Below are 19,952 nucleotides of genomic sequence, written 5' to 3' on the forward strand. Positions count from 1 at the left end.
TTCCTTCTCCCGATTCGTTGCGGAAGTCATTCATTTCGATCTTGACAGGCCTTTCAAAGGTGTCCGGTTCCGGACACCACGTTCGAAACCGGACATATCCTAGATAGATACCTTAATTTCTCCCTTATTTGTCAATGAGATAAATTCGATAATCTCCATGATACACTGTTTGCCAACAGGAGAAACAGTGCATGGATCAACCCGTTTCCAAAGCGTCGTCGAACACTACGATGCGCCCGGCATCAGGCGCAGTTATGGATCGGGTGGTCCCTCCTTCACGGCGTAAGGTCGTACTCCGGAAGACCCTGCGTTATGGCGCTCCCGTTGTAGTCATCGGTCTTCTCTGGGCTGGATGGCGTCTCGTACCCGCGTCGGGAACGCTTTCGGTATCTCAGGACCAGCTGACAGTCGCGACAGTACAGTCCGCACCCTTTCTCGATTACCTTCCAGTTCGCGCCACCGTTGCTCCGCTCAACGTCACTTTTATCGACGCCATACAGGGCGGAGAGGTTTCTGAAGTCGTGGCAAAGGATGGTGCCCTCGTGAAAAAGGGGGACGTTCTGGCACATCTGACCAATCCTCAGCTCCAGTTGGACGTCACATCCAGAGAAGCGCAGATCGCAAGCCAACTCGGTGCAGTTAGTGCCCAGCGCCTGACCCTGCAACAGACGCGCACAACCGAAGAAACGCAGCTCGCCGAGGCCCGATATAATCTCCTCAAGGCCCAGCGCGAGCTTTCCATCCGCCAGCAACTTCACGGACAAGGCTTTGAATCTGACGCGAACGTTCAGTCCTATCGTGACGAGGCTGACTATTACGCCCAGCGCCTAAAACGCCTTGAAAATGCACTGACACTGGATCTGAAGGTCGCGGATCGGCAGGGAAACGAGATCGACGAAGAAGCCCAGCGGCTGCGGTCCAATCTGGACGTCGTGGAGAGCAGCCTCAATGCACTCGTCCTTCGTGCGCCGTTGGATGGCCGACTGACCAATTTTGACCTCCAGCCGGGGCAGTCACTGAAAGCTGGAGATAAGATCGGTCAGATCGACAGCGAGGGACAGTATCGTCTCGATGCAGACATTGACGAGTTCTATCTAGGTCGCGTCGCAATCGGCGAACGGGCCGAGGCTGATCTTGGCGACACAAAACTGCCAATGACCGTATCCCGCGTGCATCCACAGGTTACGAACGGCCAGTTTCGCGCGGAACTCACGTTCGACCGTCCTCCGCCAGCAGGGTTAAGGCGCGGAGAAAGCGTCGATCTGCGTATCACGCTCGGTGAAACTCATCGTGCTCTCGTCCTGCCAAATGGCGCATGGCTGGAGGCGAGTGGCGGCTCTTCGGCCTTTGTCATGGCATCCGGAGATCACAGCGCTGACCGAGTTTCAATTACCTCCGGGCGTCGCAATCCCGAGCAGCTCGAAATCACCGGCGGGTTGCATGACGGCGATCGGGTGATCGTCTCCTCCTACAATTCCTACAAGAATTTCAACCATCTCTCGATCCACTGACAGGGCCGAACATCATGCTGATCGAACTCTCTCATATCCAGCGCCTCTACCGTTCCGATGAGGTGCAAACCACGGCCCTGCAGGACATCGACCTTCAGATCGAGACCGGCGAATTCGTCGCAATCATGGGGCCTTCAGGCTGCGGCAAATCCACCCTGCTCAATATCCTCGGCACGATCGACCGGCCAACCGGTGGCTCCTATCGCTTCGGCACACAGGAACTGACCGCAATGAACGAAGCAGAACTGGCCAAATTCCGCCGGGAACATCTGGGATATGTATTCCAGAGTTTTAACCTGATCGATGAGTTGACGATCGAAGAAAACATCGAACTCGCACTCATCTACCGTGAGATGCCAAAAAGCGAGCGCAGGGAGCGCGTTGCGCATGCGATGGACCATGTCGGCATCGCGCATCGCGCACGGCATTATCCTTCTCAACTCTCAGGCGGCCAGCAGCAGCGCGCGGCCATTGCGCGCGCCATCGTAGGCCAGCCCAGCCTGATCCTCGCTGACGAGCCAACCGGTAACCTGGACACCGATAACGGCGCACAGGTGATGGATATCCTCCAGCGCCTCAATGACGAAGGCGCAACCATTATCATGGTCACACACTCTCCCAGCCACGCCGACCTCGCCCGCCGCCGCATCGACATGCTCGACGGTCAGGTCGTGGTCTCCGTCCGCAACGCTATCTGAGGTGGAGTAAGCGTCATGCTCATCACCATCTTGCGCAATATCGTTCGTCAGGCCCGGCGTCAGCCTCTTTATCTGGCTCTCAACGTGATCGGGCTGGGGCTCGGTATGGCGGTCTGTCTCGTTCTGACGTTGCAGGTTCGGTATGAATACAGCTTCAACGCATCCATTCCTGACGCTGCGAATGTTCTGCGCTTGGACGCTCATCACATGAATCCCGGAAACGCCCCTCAGGAGAACGCCGATGTGCCGTTCATCGCGTTTCCGTTCCTGCATACGGACTTCCCTCAGATCCTTGCCACGACACGCTACGAAACAGCGGATTATCAGCTTCGTGCAGGCGATCGCAGGGTCACAGCCGACACCGCTATGGTCGATCCATCTTTTTTCGATGTCATCACTCTGAAGCTCGAACGCGGCAATGCACGCACGGCGTTGACCCGGCCGGACGCGATCGTCCTTTCAGCCAACACGGCACAGGCCCTGTTTGGCACGACGGATGTGCTCGGACGCATCATCACGACAGACCATGAAGGCCACCGCGTCAGCCAGACGGTAACGGCCATACTCGCCCGTCCAAGCGGACCTGTGACGATTAGACCAGACGCTTTAACGCCCATTCCCGCCTACGAGATGGAAAAACCGCAATTCACACGCTGGGGCTCCAGTGCAGGCGATATTTTCATTCGGGTACATAATGCCGTCGATCGCGGTGTAATCTCACAAAACCTGACCCGTTTTGTGATCGATCACGCATCCGGAGACGCGAATGACGATAACAGCGAAGGTGTCCATCCCGAACGCCACTTCGGCCTTTCACTGGTCAGCCTGCGCGAAACGCATTTTCACGATCTACAGGTCATTGGCGGAGATGAGGCAACCGACCGCTCGGTCGTGAATATTCTTGAACTGATCGGTGTTCTGGCGCTCCTGCTCGCCGTTTTCAACGCCGTCAATCTCGCAACGGCGCGGGCTGGTCTGCGCGCACGCGAGGTGGCTATCCGTAAGACACTGGGCGCCACGCGAATGGTACTGTTCGTCCAGTTCGTAGGGGAAGCCATAGTCAATACCGCCGTAGGGGGCGCACTCGCGCTCGCCCTGTGTGAAGTTGCCCTTCCTTTTACGGCTGCCCTCACCGGTACGACCCTGCATATGGACTATGGCTTTACGCTTCCCTTCCTTTTCGGGGTCGTATTGCTGACTGGCCTTGCCTGCGGCCTCTACCCGGCGCTCATTCTTTCGTCCTACCAACCGGCACACGTCCTTGCCGCAACCCGGATGCCGTCCGGCGGCCGCAGCGCGGCGCGTCTGCGGAATGGGCTCGTCATCATACAGTTCGCATTCGCCGTGGCCTTCGCGATCTGTACGCTCGTGGTGAACCGGCAGGCCAATTTCATGCAGACGCTGGATTTAGGCTTCGTACGCGAAGGCGTGCTTATCAGTTCCGGCGACATGGCGAATGATGCCGGAAAGCAGCGCGCCCTCATCGAAGCCCTGCGTCACACCCCGGGCGTGGTGTCCACATGTCTCTCCGAACTCACCCCGAATATCGACAATCGTCACCGATTTGATGTCACACCCGTGGGCTCGCATAGCGGAGACATTCACGTCCTTGGAGATACGATCGTTGGCGACTATGCCACGACGTATCGTCCTCGCCTGCTTGCCGGGCGCTGGTTTGACAGCAGCCACGGGGAAGACGACAGCCCCGGGGACGATGCATTCTACAAGGCGCCAGGTAAAACCTGGAACGTGGTCCTCAACCGTACTGCTCTGTCCCGACTGGGGTTTGTGAGGCCTGAAAGCGCTGTTGGTGCTTTGCTTAAGAGCGGAAGTGTCACGTTACGGGTCATCGGCGTGACCAAAGACATGCTTTTCATTTCCGCACGCGAAGACGTCTCACCCCAGATCACGTTCTATTCCACCGCGCCTCAGAGCTATCCGCACGCATCGGTCCGCTTTTCTGGTGCCTCTGAAAACATCATGAGAACACGCCTCAAGTTGGCATGGGATCAAGTTTTCCCGGATGCCCCTTACGGCTTCGAGACGGTTCAGGAACGTATGTCCACGTTCTACATCACGGAACAGCGACGCGGCTGGCTGTTTTCCATCGCCTCAGGGATTGCCGTCACTATTGCGTGCCTCGGGCTGTATGGGCTTGCGTCCTTTATTGCACTTCGCAGAACGCATGAAGTTGGCATCCGCAAGGCTTTGGGGGCGACGAGCCAGAAGGTCCTCACGCTCATGTTGCGTGATTTTCTGCGCCCCGTGCTTGTTGCCTGCGTCCTCGCCGCTGTCCCGGCATGGCTCGTGGCGCAGTCCTGGCTTTCAGGCTTCCATCAGCGGATCGCCGTCTCATGGCTCGATTTCGCGATTGTCGTCAGCGTAACCATTGCCATCGCGGCCCTCACCGTCCTTGGACAAACACTACGGCTCGCTCGCGCCGAACCGGCCTGTGCGCTCAGAGCGGAGTAAGCTTCATGCTGTCCCATATCGCCCTGGTTTTCTGGCGCGGCATCGTCCAGCGCCGTCTGTTCACAACACTGAACGTGCTTGGCATGGCACTCGGTATGGCAACGTTTCTCACGTTGGCCCTGATCGTGCGTTACGAATTCAGCTTTGACCGCTGGATTCCACACGCTGCGGACATTTACCGGCTGGACGCGTTCGATGACAGCGAGGCTTCCGTCTCCAGCATCCGCCTGGTCGACGCACTACGCGCCGAACATCCGGACTGGAACGCGACCGCCGTCCTGCGAGGCTTTTCCGGAGCGACCATTCGCGTCAATGAAAACGCCTGGGACGTCTTCATTGCGCGCACCGACCCGCATCTCTTCGATGTCTTTGCCCTGCCGCTTCTGGAAGGAGATCCCGCAACTGCTCTGGTCCCAGACGGCGTGGTCCTCTCACAGGCAGAAGCACTACGCTTCTTCGGGACCGACCATGGCATTCTTGGAAAAACACTCGACCTGACCCAGAAAGGGCAGACTCACAGACTGCATGTCACGGGCGTTCTGAAGGAACTTCCCGCGAATACCACACCACGATTTGACATCATTGTTCCCTCTTCGGGGGCAGCCCTGCACATCAATGATCTCTGGCCAATGGCCACATCTGAGATCTGGGTGCGGGTCTCGCCATCGGTCGCATCTCAGTTCCCCGCCCTCCTCCAAGGTCTCGTCCAGCGACATGCCGCAGGGCTGTCGGAACAAGAGGCTAAAAAATATGTTGTCCGCGGGCGTGCTCTCACCAGTTTGCACTTCTTCGACGCCACCATTGGTATGCGAGGGACTGATAAACGCCTGCCAGTGATCCTAGGCATCGTCGGCTTGCTAGCGCTCGGCGCCGGGCTGGTTAACTTCGTCACACTGTCCACAGCTCTTGCGGCAACCCGGGCCCGTGAAGTCGCTATGCGCAAGGTGTTGGGAGCAACGGTCTTGATGCTGGGGCTGTCGTTTACGGCAGAAGCCATCGGGCTGGCATTGATCGCGGCCTTTGTCGCCCTCGCCCTGACTGAACTGACGCTGCCCTGGATCACTACGCTGAGTGGCTGGCCCATCCGGCTCGATTTCGGCTTTGCAGTGCCTCTCCTTATCATTACCTCCGTCATCGGAGGGGCCTGCGCAGGAGCCTATCCCTCATGGGTCCTCTCACGCTTCCGGCCGGCTACGGTTCTCTCCTCAGCCCGCCTGCCAGGAAGCGGTCGCCTCGGGAGCCGCCTGCGCGAAGGGCTGACCATCGTTCAGTTCTCCTTCGCTGTGACACTGACAATCTGCACGCTGGTCATCTGGCGCCAGACGCACCTGCTCCAGACCATGGACCGTGGGTTCCATCAATCCGGCCTTCTCGTAAGCCATCTGCCGAATGACCCGACCGAGCGTCTGCGCCAGCAGCGATTAAGCGATCTTGTACGTGACCTTCCAGGCGTCACTGGCGCCACGGTTTCAGATGATGCACCCGGTGGAGGCAGCGCAGGTATAACCTTCGACACAACCCGCCCAGGAAATGCAACGCCTGCCATACTGGCTGTGATCGGAACACAATCCTCGACGCTTCCTGTCTGGGGGGCACACCTTCTCGCCGGGCGCCTGTTCGACAGCTCTCATGATTACGACAGTCGCCCTATGCCCGCGGCCCCATTCGACAGTTTCCTCACCGGCCAGGCGTTGGCGTTCGGCACACATAATGTCGTTATCAATGAATCCGCAGTGCGAGCGCTTGGGTTCGCTAATGATGCAAGTGCCATCGGAACGCCGATCACATTGCATGGCAAGGACGTCCAAACGATCATCGGCGTCATTGCCGACATGCGTTTCAAGGACAGTCGGGCCAGCGTCACACCTGCGCTTTACTATGCCATATCAGGACCGATTGGGTACGGCGTACTCTCTGTCCGCTACAGAAACGCTCCTGAAAACACAACGCGAGCAGCAATCGCTACGATCTGGAAGCAGGTCTACCCGGAAAGCGCGCTGAATCTGCGCAGTGTCGGTGACATCATTGATGAGGATGTCCGGCCAGAACAGCAGCGCGGAATGCTGATGATTGTCGCCTCCTTTGTGACTCTCTCTATTTCCTGCGTCGGGCTCTACGGCATCGCCGTGTTCAACGTCCGCCGCAGATTATTCGAAATCGGGGTCCGTAAAGTGCTTGGCGCAACAGCCCAACAGGTGACGCGCCTTCTGATCCTTCAGTTCCTGCGGCCCGTCATGATTGCGAACATCGCCGCGTGGCCGGTTGCCTGGTGGGTGATGCGTAACTGGCTGTCCGGGTTTGACCGGCGGATCAGCCTTTCTCCGCTCTATTTTGCTCTGACTGCCCTGATCGTACTCGCGCTCGCCGTTCTCACCACTCTGTTCCAGATCCGCCGCGGTGCCCGCAGTGCACCGGCCATCGCTCTGGGCTCTTCATGAACCGCTGCTCTACTCACCACTCAGGACTCTGCCCGATCATGAGACACAGCACGCCCCTCGTTCTTGCCCTGCTGGTCGCGTCCACGGCTGCTTTACCAGCCATTGCAGATGCTCAAACGTTGCAGGAAGCTTTGGCTCTCGCCTACCGAAGCAATCCGACACTGCGGGGTGAGCAGGCCAATCAGCGCGCCATTACCGAAAACTCAGCGCGAGCCAGGTCAGGCTGGAGGCCCACCGTTCAGCTGAACATGGATGCTTCCTATCAACAGGGGCCATACACCAGCGCCTTTGCGCTTGGCTCCTATACGTCCAACTCTGCTGAAGGTTATGTATCGGCCAAGCAGACGCTGTATTCATTCGGCCATGTCGCCAATCAGGTCCGTGCAGCGGACGCCCGCTCCGAGGCGGAGCAGCATCAGTTGAGGCTCGTCGAGGCGCAGGTCTTCACCAATGTCGTCACGGCCTACATGAATGTATTGCGAGACCGAAACATTCTCGACGTCCGTCGGGCAGATCTGGAGATGCTGACAAGGCAGGTCCAGTTGACAACCTCGCGTTACAATCTCGGCGGACAGCCCTCCGAACAGGTCACGCGCACCGATGTCGAGCAGGCGGAGACGCGCCGACGGTCAGCAGAGGTTGCCGTTACACAGGCTCAGGCCACGCTTGCCGCATCCGTGGCCCAGTTTCGCGCAGTTATTGGCGCAGATCCCAGTGAACTCACAATGCCAGATAGCCTGCCGGGCCTGCCTGCAACGCTCGATCAGGCGCTGAAAACTGCGCTTACACTTAATCCACAGCTCGCCCAGATGCAGGAAACAAAGAAAGCCACGTCTGCCGACATCGACACCGCCCGCTCACAGTGGGGGCCACAAATTCAGGTTCAGGGCACTTTCGGAACGATCGGTCCCGCCTCACCGTTCCGGGGTGGACAGTATGGCGAACAGGTGACTGGCGTCGTGCAACTCGTCCAGCCCCTCTACAACGGAGATCTGTACAACTCCCAGATCCGGCAGGCTCGGAACATAGACGAACAGGCCCGGGAGAACATTGAACTCGCGCGGCGGACCGCGCTTCAGGACGTGGCAACCAACTGGCATGCCGTTGAAAACGGATTACAGGCTATCAGTGCCGGAATTGCCGAAGTCAAATCCGGTGAAACGTCTCTCAAGGGATACCAGATCGAATATGGCTACGGTCTGCGGAGCACGACCGACGTCCTTTATGCCGATCAGAACCTGCGGTCAGCCCAGGTGGAACTCGCCAGCAGTCGTCATGATACCATCGTCGCAGAAGCAACACTTCTTGCCGCGATGGGGCGGCTTCAGAGTGATGATCTCCTACCCGGAATGCCTCATTATGACGCTGCGGCAAAATTTCAGCATGCGCGGACACGCGGCTGGGAACCTCTTCAGGCGCCAATCTCCGCTATCGACAAGGCTGGCTGGTAAGAAAGGAGAGCCTGATTATGTTCGCCGATACTCCCAGAGCCACCTAGCGTACTCTTACCGGTCAGAAACGCTATACATTTCTCAATCTCGCGGGCCTCGCACTCGGCATTGCCGTGTTCCTTACGATGGCACTGATCGTGCGTTACGAAAATAGCTACGACGCCAGCGTTCCTAATGTTTCCCACCTTTATGTTCTGAACGGAGTATTTCGACCTACGGGTCATGCGTCGTCCGAAAGCGATGACGTCAGTTTTGTTCCTTTCCCATTCCTTAAGCAGGATTTTCCCGAAATTGGAGCAGCCATACGGATGCTGCAAGAACCGCTGGTTGTTCGGGCGGGGCTGACTCTGTCACAGGAAAAAGTAACGCTGACGGACCCCGCTTTCTTTTCCGTCTTCAAATTTCCCCTCCTTGCCGGGGATAGCTCTACTGCGCTGGACGGTCCGGGGAAGGTCGTCATTTCGACGGATATGGCTCGTAAATATTTCGGGACCGAACAGGCTTTGGCAAAGCGCCTGCGGATCGATAATGGTCAGACGGAAGCGATCGTAAGCGGCATTCTGGCGCAGCACGATGTCCACAGGCTGGTTTGTATCACTGGCATGGGGGCCGGCGACAGCCGAGGCCATGGCGGCTTCCTCTATGATTGTCTGTTCCTGCCGCTGATGCTGCGAAAGGTCTATGAAGACAAGGATCGCCAAGAAGAGGCAATCCGGGCCAGCGCGCTCGACTGGACGATCGCGCGCGCCGATGTCGCCGATTTCGTCGTGCAGCAACTCATCGCGGATACCTGGCTGCGCAAAGCGCCGCTTATCACCTGGTAAGATCCGTGGCGGGTCACATCTCCCCCAGCAGCTTCGTTAAAGGAGCACGCTCAACGCTGCGGAATCCATTGATGTACCTAGCAGGGCATCTTTCTGGGTGTTTAGTCCCGGGGGTTGGTGGTGTGATATTTTCACGTGAGTGGAAGGAAGCCTTATGGGACAGATACGTCATGGGAGCACCACGACTACGCACGCCGTGCGAGCAGCCACTACAGCGATCGCAGGCTTCGCTCTTGGCGCTGAGCGAGGAGTTCGGGATCAACCCGAAAACAGCGGCGAAAATCCAACCCATTAAACCACTAGCGAGAAGCCACGCGTTGATCTGCTGCATTTTGCAGATGCCACACGACTATAATGTTTTGACAAGAAAGAAATTCAATGTCCGGTTCGGGGAACTATTCCATCTGCCTGAACGACCGCCACGAGGCGATTGTGTTGAAAAAGTCCCGCTGGAGTTTCCACTCAACATTTAGGTTCGATATCATAACGTATAGAGCGCTGTAATCATGAGGAATTCTCATTCCCAATTGCATACAAAATCCTGAGCAGACACCTCAACCTGACTTTTTCAGCACAATCAGGCGATAACGGCCATTCCATCTGGTTTCCGTTGAGCTTGCAGCCAGCATTTTTTGGGAACGAGCGGACAGACTGCTTTCGTTCACTTCTATCCACAAGGCGCACATCGCCACAAATGAACCCGATTAAGCTCGGCCATCGTAGGTAGATTGAGCAGCATTGATCATCTCCATGTTCTCAATTGTCCATCCGTATAACACTGAGAAAGGCCCCTCCAACGAGTGTCCCAGAGGGGTCAAGGCATATTCGACGCCGAGTGGGGATCCGGGCAATACACGGCGGGTAATCATACCATTGCGTTCGAGCTTACGAAGAGTTTGGGTCAGTACGCGTTGGGTTATGCCGCCAAGCCGACGCTTTATTTCGTTAAACCGCTTTGGCTCTCTCAGTACGAACAGCGCCATCATCGACCATTTGTCGGCGATCTGATCAAGAATTTGTCGACTTGGGCAATCTACCCTGAAGTGGGGGTCAATCATATCATCCATCGGTATGCTCCTGCATCCCTAGTATACGCAAAGTGCGTAATTGACACTAAGTATCTTATGAATACTTAAAGAATGCCCTTTTCACGGAAATCGGAGTTCCGCATGTCTGCTTTCTACAAAACAATTATTATCTCGGCCCAAGGCGGCATCGCCCGTGTCACGATCGACAATGACCCGGTCAATGTCCTCTCGCTCCAGATGATGGCTGAGTTGACATCCTTCCTTGAAAACGTAAAGGACGACGAAACAATCAAAGTCGTTATTTTCGACAGTGCCAATCCGGATTTTTTCATTGCACATGTCGATATGACAATTGCCGAAGATCCAAAGGCTTTTGAGACGCTAGCTGCCTTTGCTCTCCCGGGCCTCAACCCGTTCCAAACCCTCTCTGAGCGTGTTCGTCGTCTCCCACAAGTCACAATTGTTCAGCTTGAGGGAGTGGCCAGAGGGGGCGGCGCTGAGTTTGTTGCTGCAGCCGATATGAGCTTTGCCGCGATCGGTCGCGGGGCACTCGGTCAACCCGAAGCCCTGATGGGCATTGTTCCAGGTGGGGCCGGAACACAATATTTGCGGCACCGCGTAGGACGAAACAAAGCACTCGAGATCCTCCTTGGGGCCGATTTATTCGACGCGCAAACGGCTGAGCGGTATGGCTGGATTAACCGTGCCATACCAGCCGACACGATTGGCGCATTTGTGGATAATCTAGCGCAGAATATTGCCGCGCTACCCGATGGCGTTATTGCGGCAGCCAAGCGCGTCGTGCCAGCAGACGACTACGGCGCGGGCTTAGAAAGTGAAAATACGGCTTGGGCAAGCCTGTTCACACAGCCCCCAGCGGGACAACTGCTTCTTGGAGGCCTGAAGCGGGGAGCGCAAACGCCCGAAGTAGAACGTAAAATTGAAGTTATGCTCCGTGAACTGGCAACGGAACTCCAATAGCACAAGACATATCCTGCTGGCGGAGCGACAGGAACTTGTGCCGCCACTCTCTGCTTAATCTTGCACATGCAGGCATCTTTTGAAAGATCGAAAGCAGAGCCGCTGACAGTCGAAATAAAAGCGTTAGACGATGCGCGACAGTACGCTTTGGTGTGCCGACACATCACTGCCGGTTGCTGTCTGCGTGTCATGAAGGTGCATCCCTAGCCGGGTGTGCACTCAGTCATGAAACGAATGCCAAGCGCCATAAAGGTAATTCCCGTGCAGCGATTAATCCAACCTCGGCACCGCGAAATGATGCCGAAACCAACTCAAGGCTCAGCACCATCGTGACCAGAGAAAACCAGCCCAGGCACATAAATTTTGAACATTCTTTCGCTCAACTCAAGCATCTGACGACGCCCGGTTTCGGAAAAGCACTTCACGGTTTCAAAGGTCTAAGGTGAGAGCGACTAAAGCCTGTGTGCTCCATTTCGGTTAAACCGACAGGGATTTTGTGCCAACCGCTTATCGCCTGGGAGGTACAGGCGGCCATTCCAGTCCTCTATCTGAGCGGCAGAAAGAGGTCTGCGATCGCTTCGTGCTCGGGCACCTCTGGAAAGAATGTGATGCGCTGGCAGTAGAGGGGGAAGTCGCGGGCTTCCTCCCCGCTTTGCGGAAGCCAGTCGCGGTAAAGATAGAGAGCCGCGTTTTCCAGATCGTCGGTATTACCTACGACCCGCAAGACGGCGCACCTCCCGCCTGGAATGGTGCTGGACATAATGCCCTCATTGCCTGCTTCGAAGACCCGTTCAGTCCCAACGCATAAATCCAGTCTGTAATCGCTCGGGCTTGTAGCCCGCGGGTCACAACGGAATATGTTGAACGTCTCGCTATTCCGCGGCACAAGCCCGACCGCTTTTCGCCATCTGATAAACCGCTGAATAGTCGTCCCGATCGTGGCGGGAGGTCCACGATGCTCCATGATTGCCACCCGAATGGGTGACCCCTCTCTAATGGTCACATCACTTGTATTGAAAATCTGTTGCATGCGCTTGTTCCTCGCATTGATGAGAGGCTCGAAGGCCTTAAGCCACGGCTCCCATTCAGGAGATTTTCGGAACGATGACGGCGACTGCCCGAACCGTTGCCGAAAAGTACGGGCAAAAGCATCCGGGGCGTCGTAACCGGCATCCATAGCGATCTGCGTGACACTCTGATCATCACGATAGGCCAGCCGAAACGAAGCGCGCTTCATTCGACTAAGTTGAATGTAACGATGAACTGACAGTCCGAAGATCGCCGTGAATTGCCGGTGGAAATGGAACTTCGAGAATGCTGCGACCTTACTTAATGCTTCCAGGTCCAGCTGATCGTCGAGATGACATTCGATATGATCGAGCACCCGCCTCATTCTGGCATGGTAGGTTTGGAGTGCTGGCGTCACTATGGGCTCCATCGTGGCGACAGTATCTAGACATGTAGCTGCAAAGACCGCCCGACCGATCTTGCGGTTCGACATGAGACTACTCGATACACTCTGGCATGAGAGCTTCTGGCGCTTGAAGTGTCGAAGTGGAGCATCCGAGATAAAGCGGTATTATTCTGACGGCAGTTTCTGCATTCAGGAACAACGCATTCGCTTGATGGGATAGTGATCCATTTGCCCGTCTTCCGAAAGAAATGTGGCGTGTTCAGCTTCCGCCTGCGCCATCAGGAGATGGTCAAACGGATCACGATGATGCAGAGGCAAAGACATCAGGATCTGCAAGTGTTCGGGCTGTATTGGCAGCAGAGAGAAACCTTCCTCAGGAATGGCTGCCAGAATATCGTTCATATTCGCATCCAGCTTTCCGATACGGATTTTGATCGCAATCTCCCACAGTGACACGATACTCACCAGAAGATCGTGGGCCGGATCTGCAATGATTTCCCGTGCATGCTCACCCAGTCGGTCGGAGTCCGAAAGCCACCAGAGCAACGCATGCGTATCGAGTAAAACCTTCACAGGTCGCGTTCCATACTTTCAAGAACGTCGAGAGGTGTCTGATCAAAATCTTCGCTCATTCTGATCCGCCCTCGTAATGCGCCGGGTTGACGACGGGGGCGATAGGAAGGAGCTGGCGGACGCAGTTCAGCAACGACCTGATCGTGAGACGTCACGAGGATCGTACGGCCCTGTCTAACCTGACGCAGATACGCTGTCAGGTTTCCCCGGAACTCCCGAACACCGATTTTCTGTGGGATTGGCGCGTTATCTGAGAGATGCTCGCTCATGGTCTCCTCCTTGTGTGTCATCATACCATGTACACAGAAGGAGGAGATAGAGAATTCCTGATGCCTATTCGATTTCAGAGGTCAGTGGCTTCCGACAGTGCCAGCGCGTCCTCGACATCAACCCCAAGGTACTGAACTGTACTATCCAGTTTTGAATGGCCTAGCAGGATCTGCACGGCCCGGATGTTGCCGGTTCGTTTGTAAATCATGGCAACCTTGGTTCGGCGGAGCGAATGAGTTCCATATTCCCCGGGGATCAGTCCTACCGCCTGAACCCATTGATCCAGAAGCCGGGCGTATTGCCTTGTGCTCAGGTGAGCTTTGGCGCTTTGGCGGCTAGGAAAAACATACTCATTCAAGCCACCACCTCGATGCTCCAGCCACGCCCGCACGCTTTCTCGCGTTGTTTGCGTAATCTCGAACTGCACAGGCCGCCGGGTTTTTTGGTGGACAACCATAGCTCGGTGGCGCACCTGACCGCTGATCACGAGGTCTCCGATACAAAGGCTGACAAGGTCGCAGCCTCTGAGCTTGCTATCGAGAGCAAGATCAAACAGAGCCTTGTCTCTGATACGCTGTTCGCTCCCCAGCCAGAACCGAATAGCCCAGACGTGCTTTTCTTTGAGCGCCCTCTTGGCGCCAACCATTTTTCCTGTGTTTCAAGGCACGGACGCTTTTAACGTAGGCGATGGAAAACGAGTTTTCTTCTCCATGATATGTCCTCCTGATCAGCTGCACATGCAGCAATCAGAAGTTTGAACGAGGATATCGGCGGATAACGAGGACGTTGCAGACCGTCCGCTTTCCGGAAGCTTGAACGGCTCCGCTTATTACCGACATGAAGGCGTGAGCAGCAGGTCCGCTTACGCCCTCATATCGGACGTTGACGCTTGGACACGCGCTCCCGTACAGCGGACGTAGCTCACGGCTTACATAAAATTGCCTACCCCAATCCCGCCACAGTTTAGGCTATTGACAAGAAATTTCTCTCAGAAGAATGTTTCTTTTTATTGCGAAGGAGGATGTCTTGTCAGCGACACTAAGTGACGAAGAAATAAGCAATATCAAAGAAACGGCCGGGGCTGAAGTAAAGTCAATTCTTGATAAGTTAGAAAAAGATTACCCTGGCGTAACAGAGGGGCTGGCGACGGCGGTAGGTGCAGGTATTGGTGGTGCAGGCTCTCTAGCCGCTCTTTCCGCTTTAGGATACTCGGGTTTATCAGCTGCGGGTATTACCTCCGGACTAGCGACAGCAGGAGCGGTAGTAGGAGGCGGTATGGTGGCCGGAATAGGGGTTCTAGCCGCGCCGGTCGCTGTCTTGGGCGTGATTGGTTATGGGGTGGCAAAACGCTACAAGAGTGCAAAACTAGCAGCGGCTCTAGGGCAAGCAATTGGCCGACTTTACGACATACAAAGCCGCCTAATAGCCAATGCCGAGTTTTTTAAAGAGGAAATCGCAAGCATTAAGGCGGTTATTGATACCCTCAGCAGAAAAAAGGCCAGCGAGTAATATGCCGTATCAACAAGAAATTAAGGGAATAAAATATCTTCAAAATAGATCGAAAAATATAGAGCAATCTCATGATCAAATAAAATCATCCTTATCTGATCTTCGTAGTTTGCTAGAAAATATAGATATAGGCGAAAAAAATTTTGACAATACGAAACACCATAATCCTCCTGATGCTTCCGATGAACCCGTTTTCGTCCCGTTGCAGACCACTCCTCTAGATCAAATTTTCGCTGAAGCCGAAGCCCAATATCCCGCCCCGTTGGGGCTGGAAGATATTCTCAGTATTCAGGATTTTGCTGAGGCGGAGAAGAGAGTTGATGCTCACGTAATGGAGTTCAATCGACGTTATGGTCTAGATGGCTGGGACTATGCTATTGCTTCTAGCTGCGGTTTATTCGCAGCAATGCTAGATATATTTTTTGTCTCTGCACCACTCAAGCCTACAGCGGACTTTAGTCGTCATGTTGATGGCCTGTTCAACCGTGGCGTGCAGGAAGCATTCAATAAGATAATACCGCCTGATATCAGCAAAAAATTAAGTAAAAAATTTCCTATCGGCGCCCCGGACACATCTATAATTACCGATCTTATTGGTGCACCTGATAAAGTATTAAATCCCACAAATCATCGCTTGAGATCGTTGGCTCACGATCCATTACTGGGACTATTTTTCGGCATATTCGACATGATAAATGGTACGTGTACTACTGTTGTTGATGGAAAAATACTCAGCATTCCGAGTTTGAAAGGAACGTCTGAAGGAAACTTATTTCAGCTAATAGGACGCATGTTAGGTCATCTACTGTCTGATGTTAATGCCCCCACAGCCAATGGTAATCGTGGGATGGGTCTGCCTGCTCCATTCATGGGTTTGTTACGAATGTTCGAAAAAGTTCCGGTAGGAGATTCGAATTTTGGCCGACAAATTGAGTGGATGTTTGCAAATGGATACGACTTCCGGCAATTTGCAGCTACCAGCGTACCAATGCTGATAATGGAAACATTGGTGAGGGTATTCTATACTATTAAACAGATGAAAATTCACGGAGCATCATTTGGAGAAACCATCCTAGATACAATGCCGGCGAGAATTAATCCTCGTTTTCGAATTATGTTGGCAATCTCTTATGGTGCAAGCAGTGCAGTCAACGCTGGAAAAATATACGTCACGGGTAATATTTTAAACGCGAATTACGCTTCTTGGATGGGACTGACTTGGAATGGATTTCACGCTCTCAAGTGGTCATTATTACAGCGTCATTTGAATCTTTGGAGCGAAGTTGAGGCAAAAGAAATTTCCGAACTGGAAAATCTTGTCTCTAAAATTGATGGCTTGGGCGGCCGAGCCGGACAACTGCCGATTTCTCAGTGAGAGAAACGGTCTCCTCGTTCGAACAGTTTTCTGAGCTTGATAAACTACTTTTTCGCCAGGCCACCAGTCTGACGGCATTACGGTTGACCGTTTAGTTGCGGGTCAAATCCTGACCCAATGTCCTTGTCGGACCCGCCGGGATTGACGGGCAGTCCGTTCTGCATGTTTTTCGCCTCAAAGTAGACTGACCGCCTCCCCCCCCCCCTGATCTGCCTGTCCGCTCAATGATACAAGAGAAGATAGGCGGAATGCCCTCTTTACCGTCATCCCAAGCCTGTTAACGTCATCCTGCAAGCACAATTCGATGTAAATGGTGGCTCTGTGCAAATAGGGGGATGATAACGTTGGAAATCGATTCGCAGTCATGCGGCGAAGCTAAAGTTATCCGTCGGCAGTTGGATGCCTAATAGTGCACGTGACATCGAAGCCTTCAGAGCATTCTGGGCACTAGATGCAGGAGCTTCTGCTGGGCCAGATACTTTGTTTACTTCGTGTGCGGAGGCCATCAGAATTCGACACGTGGAACGCTTTAAAGATCCAGATCTGTTTGCCAAATTGATCAGCAGGGTGGATGTGGGTGGACTAGCGAGAAACCGTGAAGTTATGACCCGCAGTTTCCCCGAAGGACGTGGTGCGCTGACTATCTTGCATCGCTTTGATTTATTGTGGTTGTGCGAGTATTCTAAACAGCCATTCGCTAGCAAGCACCCGGGACGTGACAAGGGAAAACCGGTTAGCCCCGGAGTTCCCAACACAAGGAGATGTGTCCATGCGCGAGGCTGAATTCCGTGCCGGCTTAGAAAGGCGTCCTGGGCCTGGCGTGCCGTTGACCAAGGAGACCCCTAGTCTGACACGTGAGTCCGTGGAAACGGTCATGCGTGAATTTGATCAAAGCAGTGACGCGTTTATGCGCCAACACGGGTTTGCGGCGAATTTCGATTACGTCGTTTTCCGTCCGGGCGAACAGCAACGTTATCCGGCCAAAGCGGTATTTTTAGTTGCCTATAGTTCAATTCCCGGGAACCCCAATCTGACTGTTAGAGACCAGCGCGATACGTTCCGGGACACTAAAGGCGGAGCAATTCATACCGAATTTCGTCGCTTGGGCTACGAGGTCGAAAACCGGCGATTTGGTAGCAAGGAAGTTCTCGCTGAGCGTATCCGCCAACACTTGATCGCGCACTATATCGCCCCTGCTCGCCAGCGCGGCGACCACCTTGTCACAATCCGGGCGGGAGATGTTCACAAGGAACTTGACCTGACCAACCAGATGCCCAACGTGTGTCAGACGATCGCAGGCAAGAAATTTCGTAACGCGGCGAACCTGGGTGAGCCTGAGATCCTTTCAGGCCCTGTCCGCGAGCGCGGCGGTAACATGGTTTACCGTTTCATTCTGCTCCCCAGTCAAGAACAGGGGGTATCGCCTGGTGACGAACAGATCCTTGCGCGGTTCGATGGTAATCCAGAATTTCGCGCCAGGCGCCCTGACTGGACCCGCGAACAGCGGGCTGCATTTTGCCGGATGGCGCAAGCCGTTCATGCGGTCGGGCTTGACTGGTACCAGACCGACATTCCGCAGACCCGGTTCGGACGAAAATCGTCTCAGCTTAGACAGGCCGAGGGTACGCTCGGTGCATTACTGTGCAGAATGACGGAACCATTCCTGCAGTTCACGCACCAGAGTAATTCGCTTGGTCTGGCGGGGGATTACCCCCTTGATGAGAATGGCGCTGAACGATTTGAACGAATTATTGCCGATGCTGAGCCAGTCATCCGAAGCTGGCAAGAAAATCGGCCGGAGCGTCAAGGTAAGTGGCCCGATGAATATAGCCAGCCTAACCAGGCAAGCTCCGGAAGCACAGACATGAGCATGCCAACCAATCTGATACTTTACGGGCCGCCTGGCACCGGAAAAACCTATAACACGGCACTGGAAGCGGTGAAGCTGTGTGATGGCACCGCCAGCGATCCGGAAACCAAAGAAGGTCGCTCTGCTCTGATGGCGCGGTACAATGAACTGGTCGCCGACAAGAGGATTGCCTTTGTTACTTTTCACCAAAACTATGGCTACGAAGACTTTGTTGAGGGTCTTCGCCCTGTACCCATTGGGAACAACGACGGGGAATCTGTTGGATTCCATCTGCAACCAGAGCCGGGCATTTTCCGACTGATCGCAGAACGTGCAGAAACAGGGAGTCTTGTTGTAGGCAGCGAGCCTTTGAATGTCGTTGATCGAGCGGTTTACAAAATGTCGCTGGGAGAGGTCGCTGATTCAGCTGATGATTTTGTTTTTACGGAATCTATCAAGAATAATTACTGCCTTTTCGGCTTTCGCGACATCGACTGGACCAACCCGCGTTTTTCGGATCGGGAAGAAATATTCTCAGAGGTGAAAAAGCAATTTCCCGATGAGGACGTCACCCCGAACAAGGGTATCGTGCAATCGCCCGATGTATTCCGCAATCAGCTGCAAATCGGCGATATTCTCATTATCTCCAAGGGCAATTATAGGTTCAGGGCCATTGGAATTGTCGAGGGCGAATACGAATATGCGCCTCGTCCCGATGGCCGGTACTGCCATCGTAGGAAAGTGCGATGGCTATGGCACAACAAGGACGGTCTGGAGGTCAGCGAATTGTACCCTCCAAAGTTTATCCAAAAAACGCTTTACCGGCTTAAGGGCGCGGAACTCAACCGGGCCCTGATTGCACGACTGATTTCAGAAAGCGGTGGTCAGGGCACGGAAGGCGATCCGTTACCGCACGTTCTCATTATCGACGAAATCAACCGTGCCAATGTGTCGAAGGTCTTTGGTGAACTCATCACGCTGCTGGAGCCTGACAAGCGGGCAGGTATGGAAAACGCGCTTTCGGTGTCTTTGCCCTATTCAAAACGGCAGTTTTCCGTTCCTGCCAACCTTCACATCATCGGAACAATGAACACGGCAGACCGCTCTATCGCACTTCTGGATACGGCATTGCGGCGGCGTTTCAATTTCCGGGAAATGGCTCCTGAGCCTAGTTTGCTGGCGGCCGCTAGTAAGCTGACAGGGATCAATCTTGCCCACGTTTTGGCCACCATAAATGATCGCATTGAATATTTGCTCGACCGGGAACATCGCATCGGGCATGCCTTCTTCATTGGTTGTGAAACTGCTGAGCAGGTTCATGATACCATGCGCGACAAGGTCATCCCGTTATTGCAGGAGTATTTCTTCGAGGACTGGAGCCGCATTCAGGCGGTGCTTGGCGATGGCTTCATCGGCAGCCGAATACTCAAATGCCCGGTTGGAGAAGGTGAGGATAAACCTAGCTGGTTCGTTCAGTCTGAGTTCAGTCTCGATGCTTATACTCGCAAACTTGGCCTTACCTCGACCGACCTTCTGCAGGAGGCAGAGGCATGAATGTC

General features: G+C 54.5%; 15 protein-coding genes and 1 pseudogene. 11 read left to right on the forward strand and 5 right to left on the reverse strand.

Annotation, left to right across the window (positions count from 1 at the left end; genetic code table 11):
- Positions 1–191: 191 nt before the first annotated feature.
- From GCE01_RS08855 to GCE01_RS08890, 7 genes and pseudogenes are all read left to right on the forward strand, one after another.
- Positions 192–1,511, forward strand: coding sequence for an efflux RND transporter periplasmic adaptor subunit (locus tag GCE01_RS08855; RefSeq protein WP_244591143.1), 1,320 nt, complete (start codon positions 192–194; stop codon positions 1,509–1,511).
- 14 nt (positions 1,512–1,525) lie between these two features.
- Positions 1,526–2,209: an ABC transporter ATP-binding protein gene (locus GCE01_RS08860; protein ID WP_099212523.1), complete on the forward strand. Its 684-nt coding sequence runs from the start codon at positions 1,526–1,528 to the stop codon at positions 2,207–2,209.
- A gap of 15 nt (positions 2,210–2,224) precedes the next feature.
- Positions 2,225–4,681: an ABC transporter permease gene (locus GCE01_RS08865; RefSeq protein ID WP_099212526.1), complete on the forward strand. Its 2,457-nt coding sequence runs from the start codon at positions 2,225–2,227 to the stop codon at positions 4,679–4,681.
- A gap of 5 nt (positions 4,682–4,686) precedes the next feature.
- Positions 4,687–7,119 (forward strand): ABC transporter permease, encoded by a 2,433-nt coding sequence (locus tag GCE01_RS08870; RefSeq protein WP_099212529.1) that lies wholly within the window; start codon positions 4,687–4,689, stop codon positions 7,117–7,119.
- A gap of 38 nt (positions 7,120–7,157) precedes the next feature.
- Complete coding sequence (locus tag GCE01_RS08875; RefSeq protein ID WP_099212530.1) at positions 7,158–8,570, forward strand: TolC family outer membrane protein; 1,413 nt, start codon at positions 7,158–7,160, stop codon at positions 8,568–8,570.
- Between the two features lie 113 nt (positions 8,571–8,683).
- Positions 8,684–9,394 carry an ABC transporter permease gene (locus GCE01_RS08880; RefSeq protein WP_244591144.1) on the forward strand — a complete coding sequence of 237 codons (711 nt, stop codon included), beginning with the start codon at positions 8,684–8,686 and terminating at the stop codon, positions 9,392–9,394.
- Between the two features lie 154 nt (positions 9,395–9,548).
- A pseudogene (locus tag GCE01_RS08890) lies at positions 9,549–9,675 on the forward strand (IS481 family transposase); the annotation flags it as partial.
- Between the two features lie 423 nt (positions 9,676–10,098).
- On the opposite strand, the gene GCE01_RS08895 reads toward GCE01_RS08890, so the two are convergent.
- Positions 10,099–10,461 carry a winged helix-turn-helix transcriptional regulator gene (locus tag GCE01_RS08895; protein WP_099212531.1) on the reverse strand — a complete coding sequence of 121 codons (363 nt, stop codon included), beginning with the start codon at positions 10,459–10,461 and terminating at the stop codon, positions 10,099–10,101.
- Positions 10,462–10,563: 102 nt separating this feature from the next.
- Between GCE01_RS08895 and GCE01_RS08900 the strand changes: the two genes are divergently transcribed.
- The gene (locus GCE01_RS08900) at positions 10,564–11,403 is read left to right on the forward strand and encodes an enoyl-CoA hydratase/isomerase family protein (protein ID WP_099212532.1); all 840 of its coding nucleotides are present in this window, start codon (positions 10,564–10,566) and stop codon (positions 11,401–11,403) included.
- A 544-nt stretch (positions 11,404–11,947) separates the two neighbouring features.
- On the opposite strand, the gene GCE01_RS08905 is transcribed toward GCE01_RS08900, so the two are convergent.
- The 4 genes from GCE01_RS08905 to GCE01_RS08920 all read right to left on the reverse strand — a co-directional run bounded on the left by GCE01_RS08905 (position 11,948) and on the right by GCE01_RS08920 (position 14,306).
- Positions 11,948–12,904 carry an AraC family transcriptional regulator gene (locus GCE01_RS08905; protein WP_244591145.1) on the reverse strand — a complete coding sequence of 319 codons (957 nt, stop codon included), beginning with the start codon at positions 12,902–12,904 and terminating at the stop codon, positions 11,948–11,950.
- A 102-nt stretch (positions 12,905–13,006) separates the two neighbouring features.
- Positions 13,007–13,390: a type II toxin-antitoxin system VapC family toxin gene (locus tag GCE01_RS08910; RefSeq protein WP_099212533.1), complete on the reverse strand. Its 384-nt coding sequence runs from the start codon at positions 13,388–13,390 to the stop codon at positions 13,007–13,009.
- Entirely contained in the window at positions 13,387–13,683 is a 297-nt protein-coding gene (locus GCE01_RS08915) for a type II toxin-antitoxin system Phd/YefM family antitoxin (RefSeq protein WP_099212534.1), read from the reverse strand. Before GCE01_RS08915 ends, GCE01_RS08910 begins: the two co-directional genes overlap by 4 nt.
- Before the next feature lie 50 nt (positions 13,684–13,733).
- Positions 13,734–14,306, reverse strand: coding sequence for a tyrosine-type recombinase/integrase (locus GCE01_RS08920; RefSeq protein ID WP_099212535.1), 573 nt, complete (start codon positions 14,304–14,306; stop codon positions 13,734–13,736).
- Positions 14,307–14,656: 350 nt separating this feature from the next.
- Here GCE01_RS08920 and GCE01_RS08925 point away from each other — a divergent pair, with 350 nt between their 5' ends.
- From GCE01_RS08925 to GCE01_RS17010, 3 genes are all read left to right on the forward strand, one after another.
- Positions 14,657–15,169 carry a hypothetical protein gene (locus tag GCE01_RS08925; protein ID WP_211516769.1) on the forward strand — a complete coding sequence of 171 codons (513 nt, stop codon included), beginning with the start codon at positions 14,657–14,659 and terminating at the stop codon, positions 15,167–15,169.
- Position 15,170: 1 nt separating this feature from the next.
- Positions 15,171–16,544, forward strand: a complete 1,374-nt coding sequence (locus GCE01_RS08930) for a hypothetical protein (protein ID WP_099212536.1) — start codon at positions 15,171–15,173, stop codon at positions 16,542–16,544.
- Between the two features lie 769 nt (positions 16,545–17,313).
- Positions 17,314–19,947, forward strand: coding sequence for an AAA family ATPase (locus GCE01_RS17010; protein ID WP_099212537.1), 2,634 nt, complete (start codon positions 17,314–17,316; stop codon positions 19,945–19,947).
- Positions 19,948–19,952: the final 5 nt, after the last annotated feature.

It is taken from the genome of Gluconobacter cerinus (genome assembly GCF_002723935.1).
Classification (GTDB): Bacteria; Pseudomonadota; Alphaproteobacteria; order Acetobacterales; family Acetobacteraceae; genus Gluconobacter; species Gluconobacter cerinus.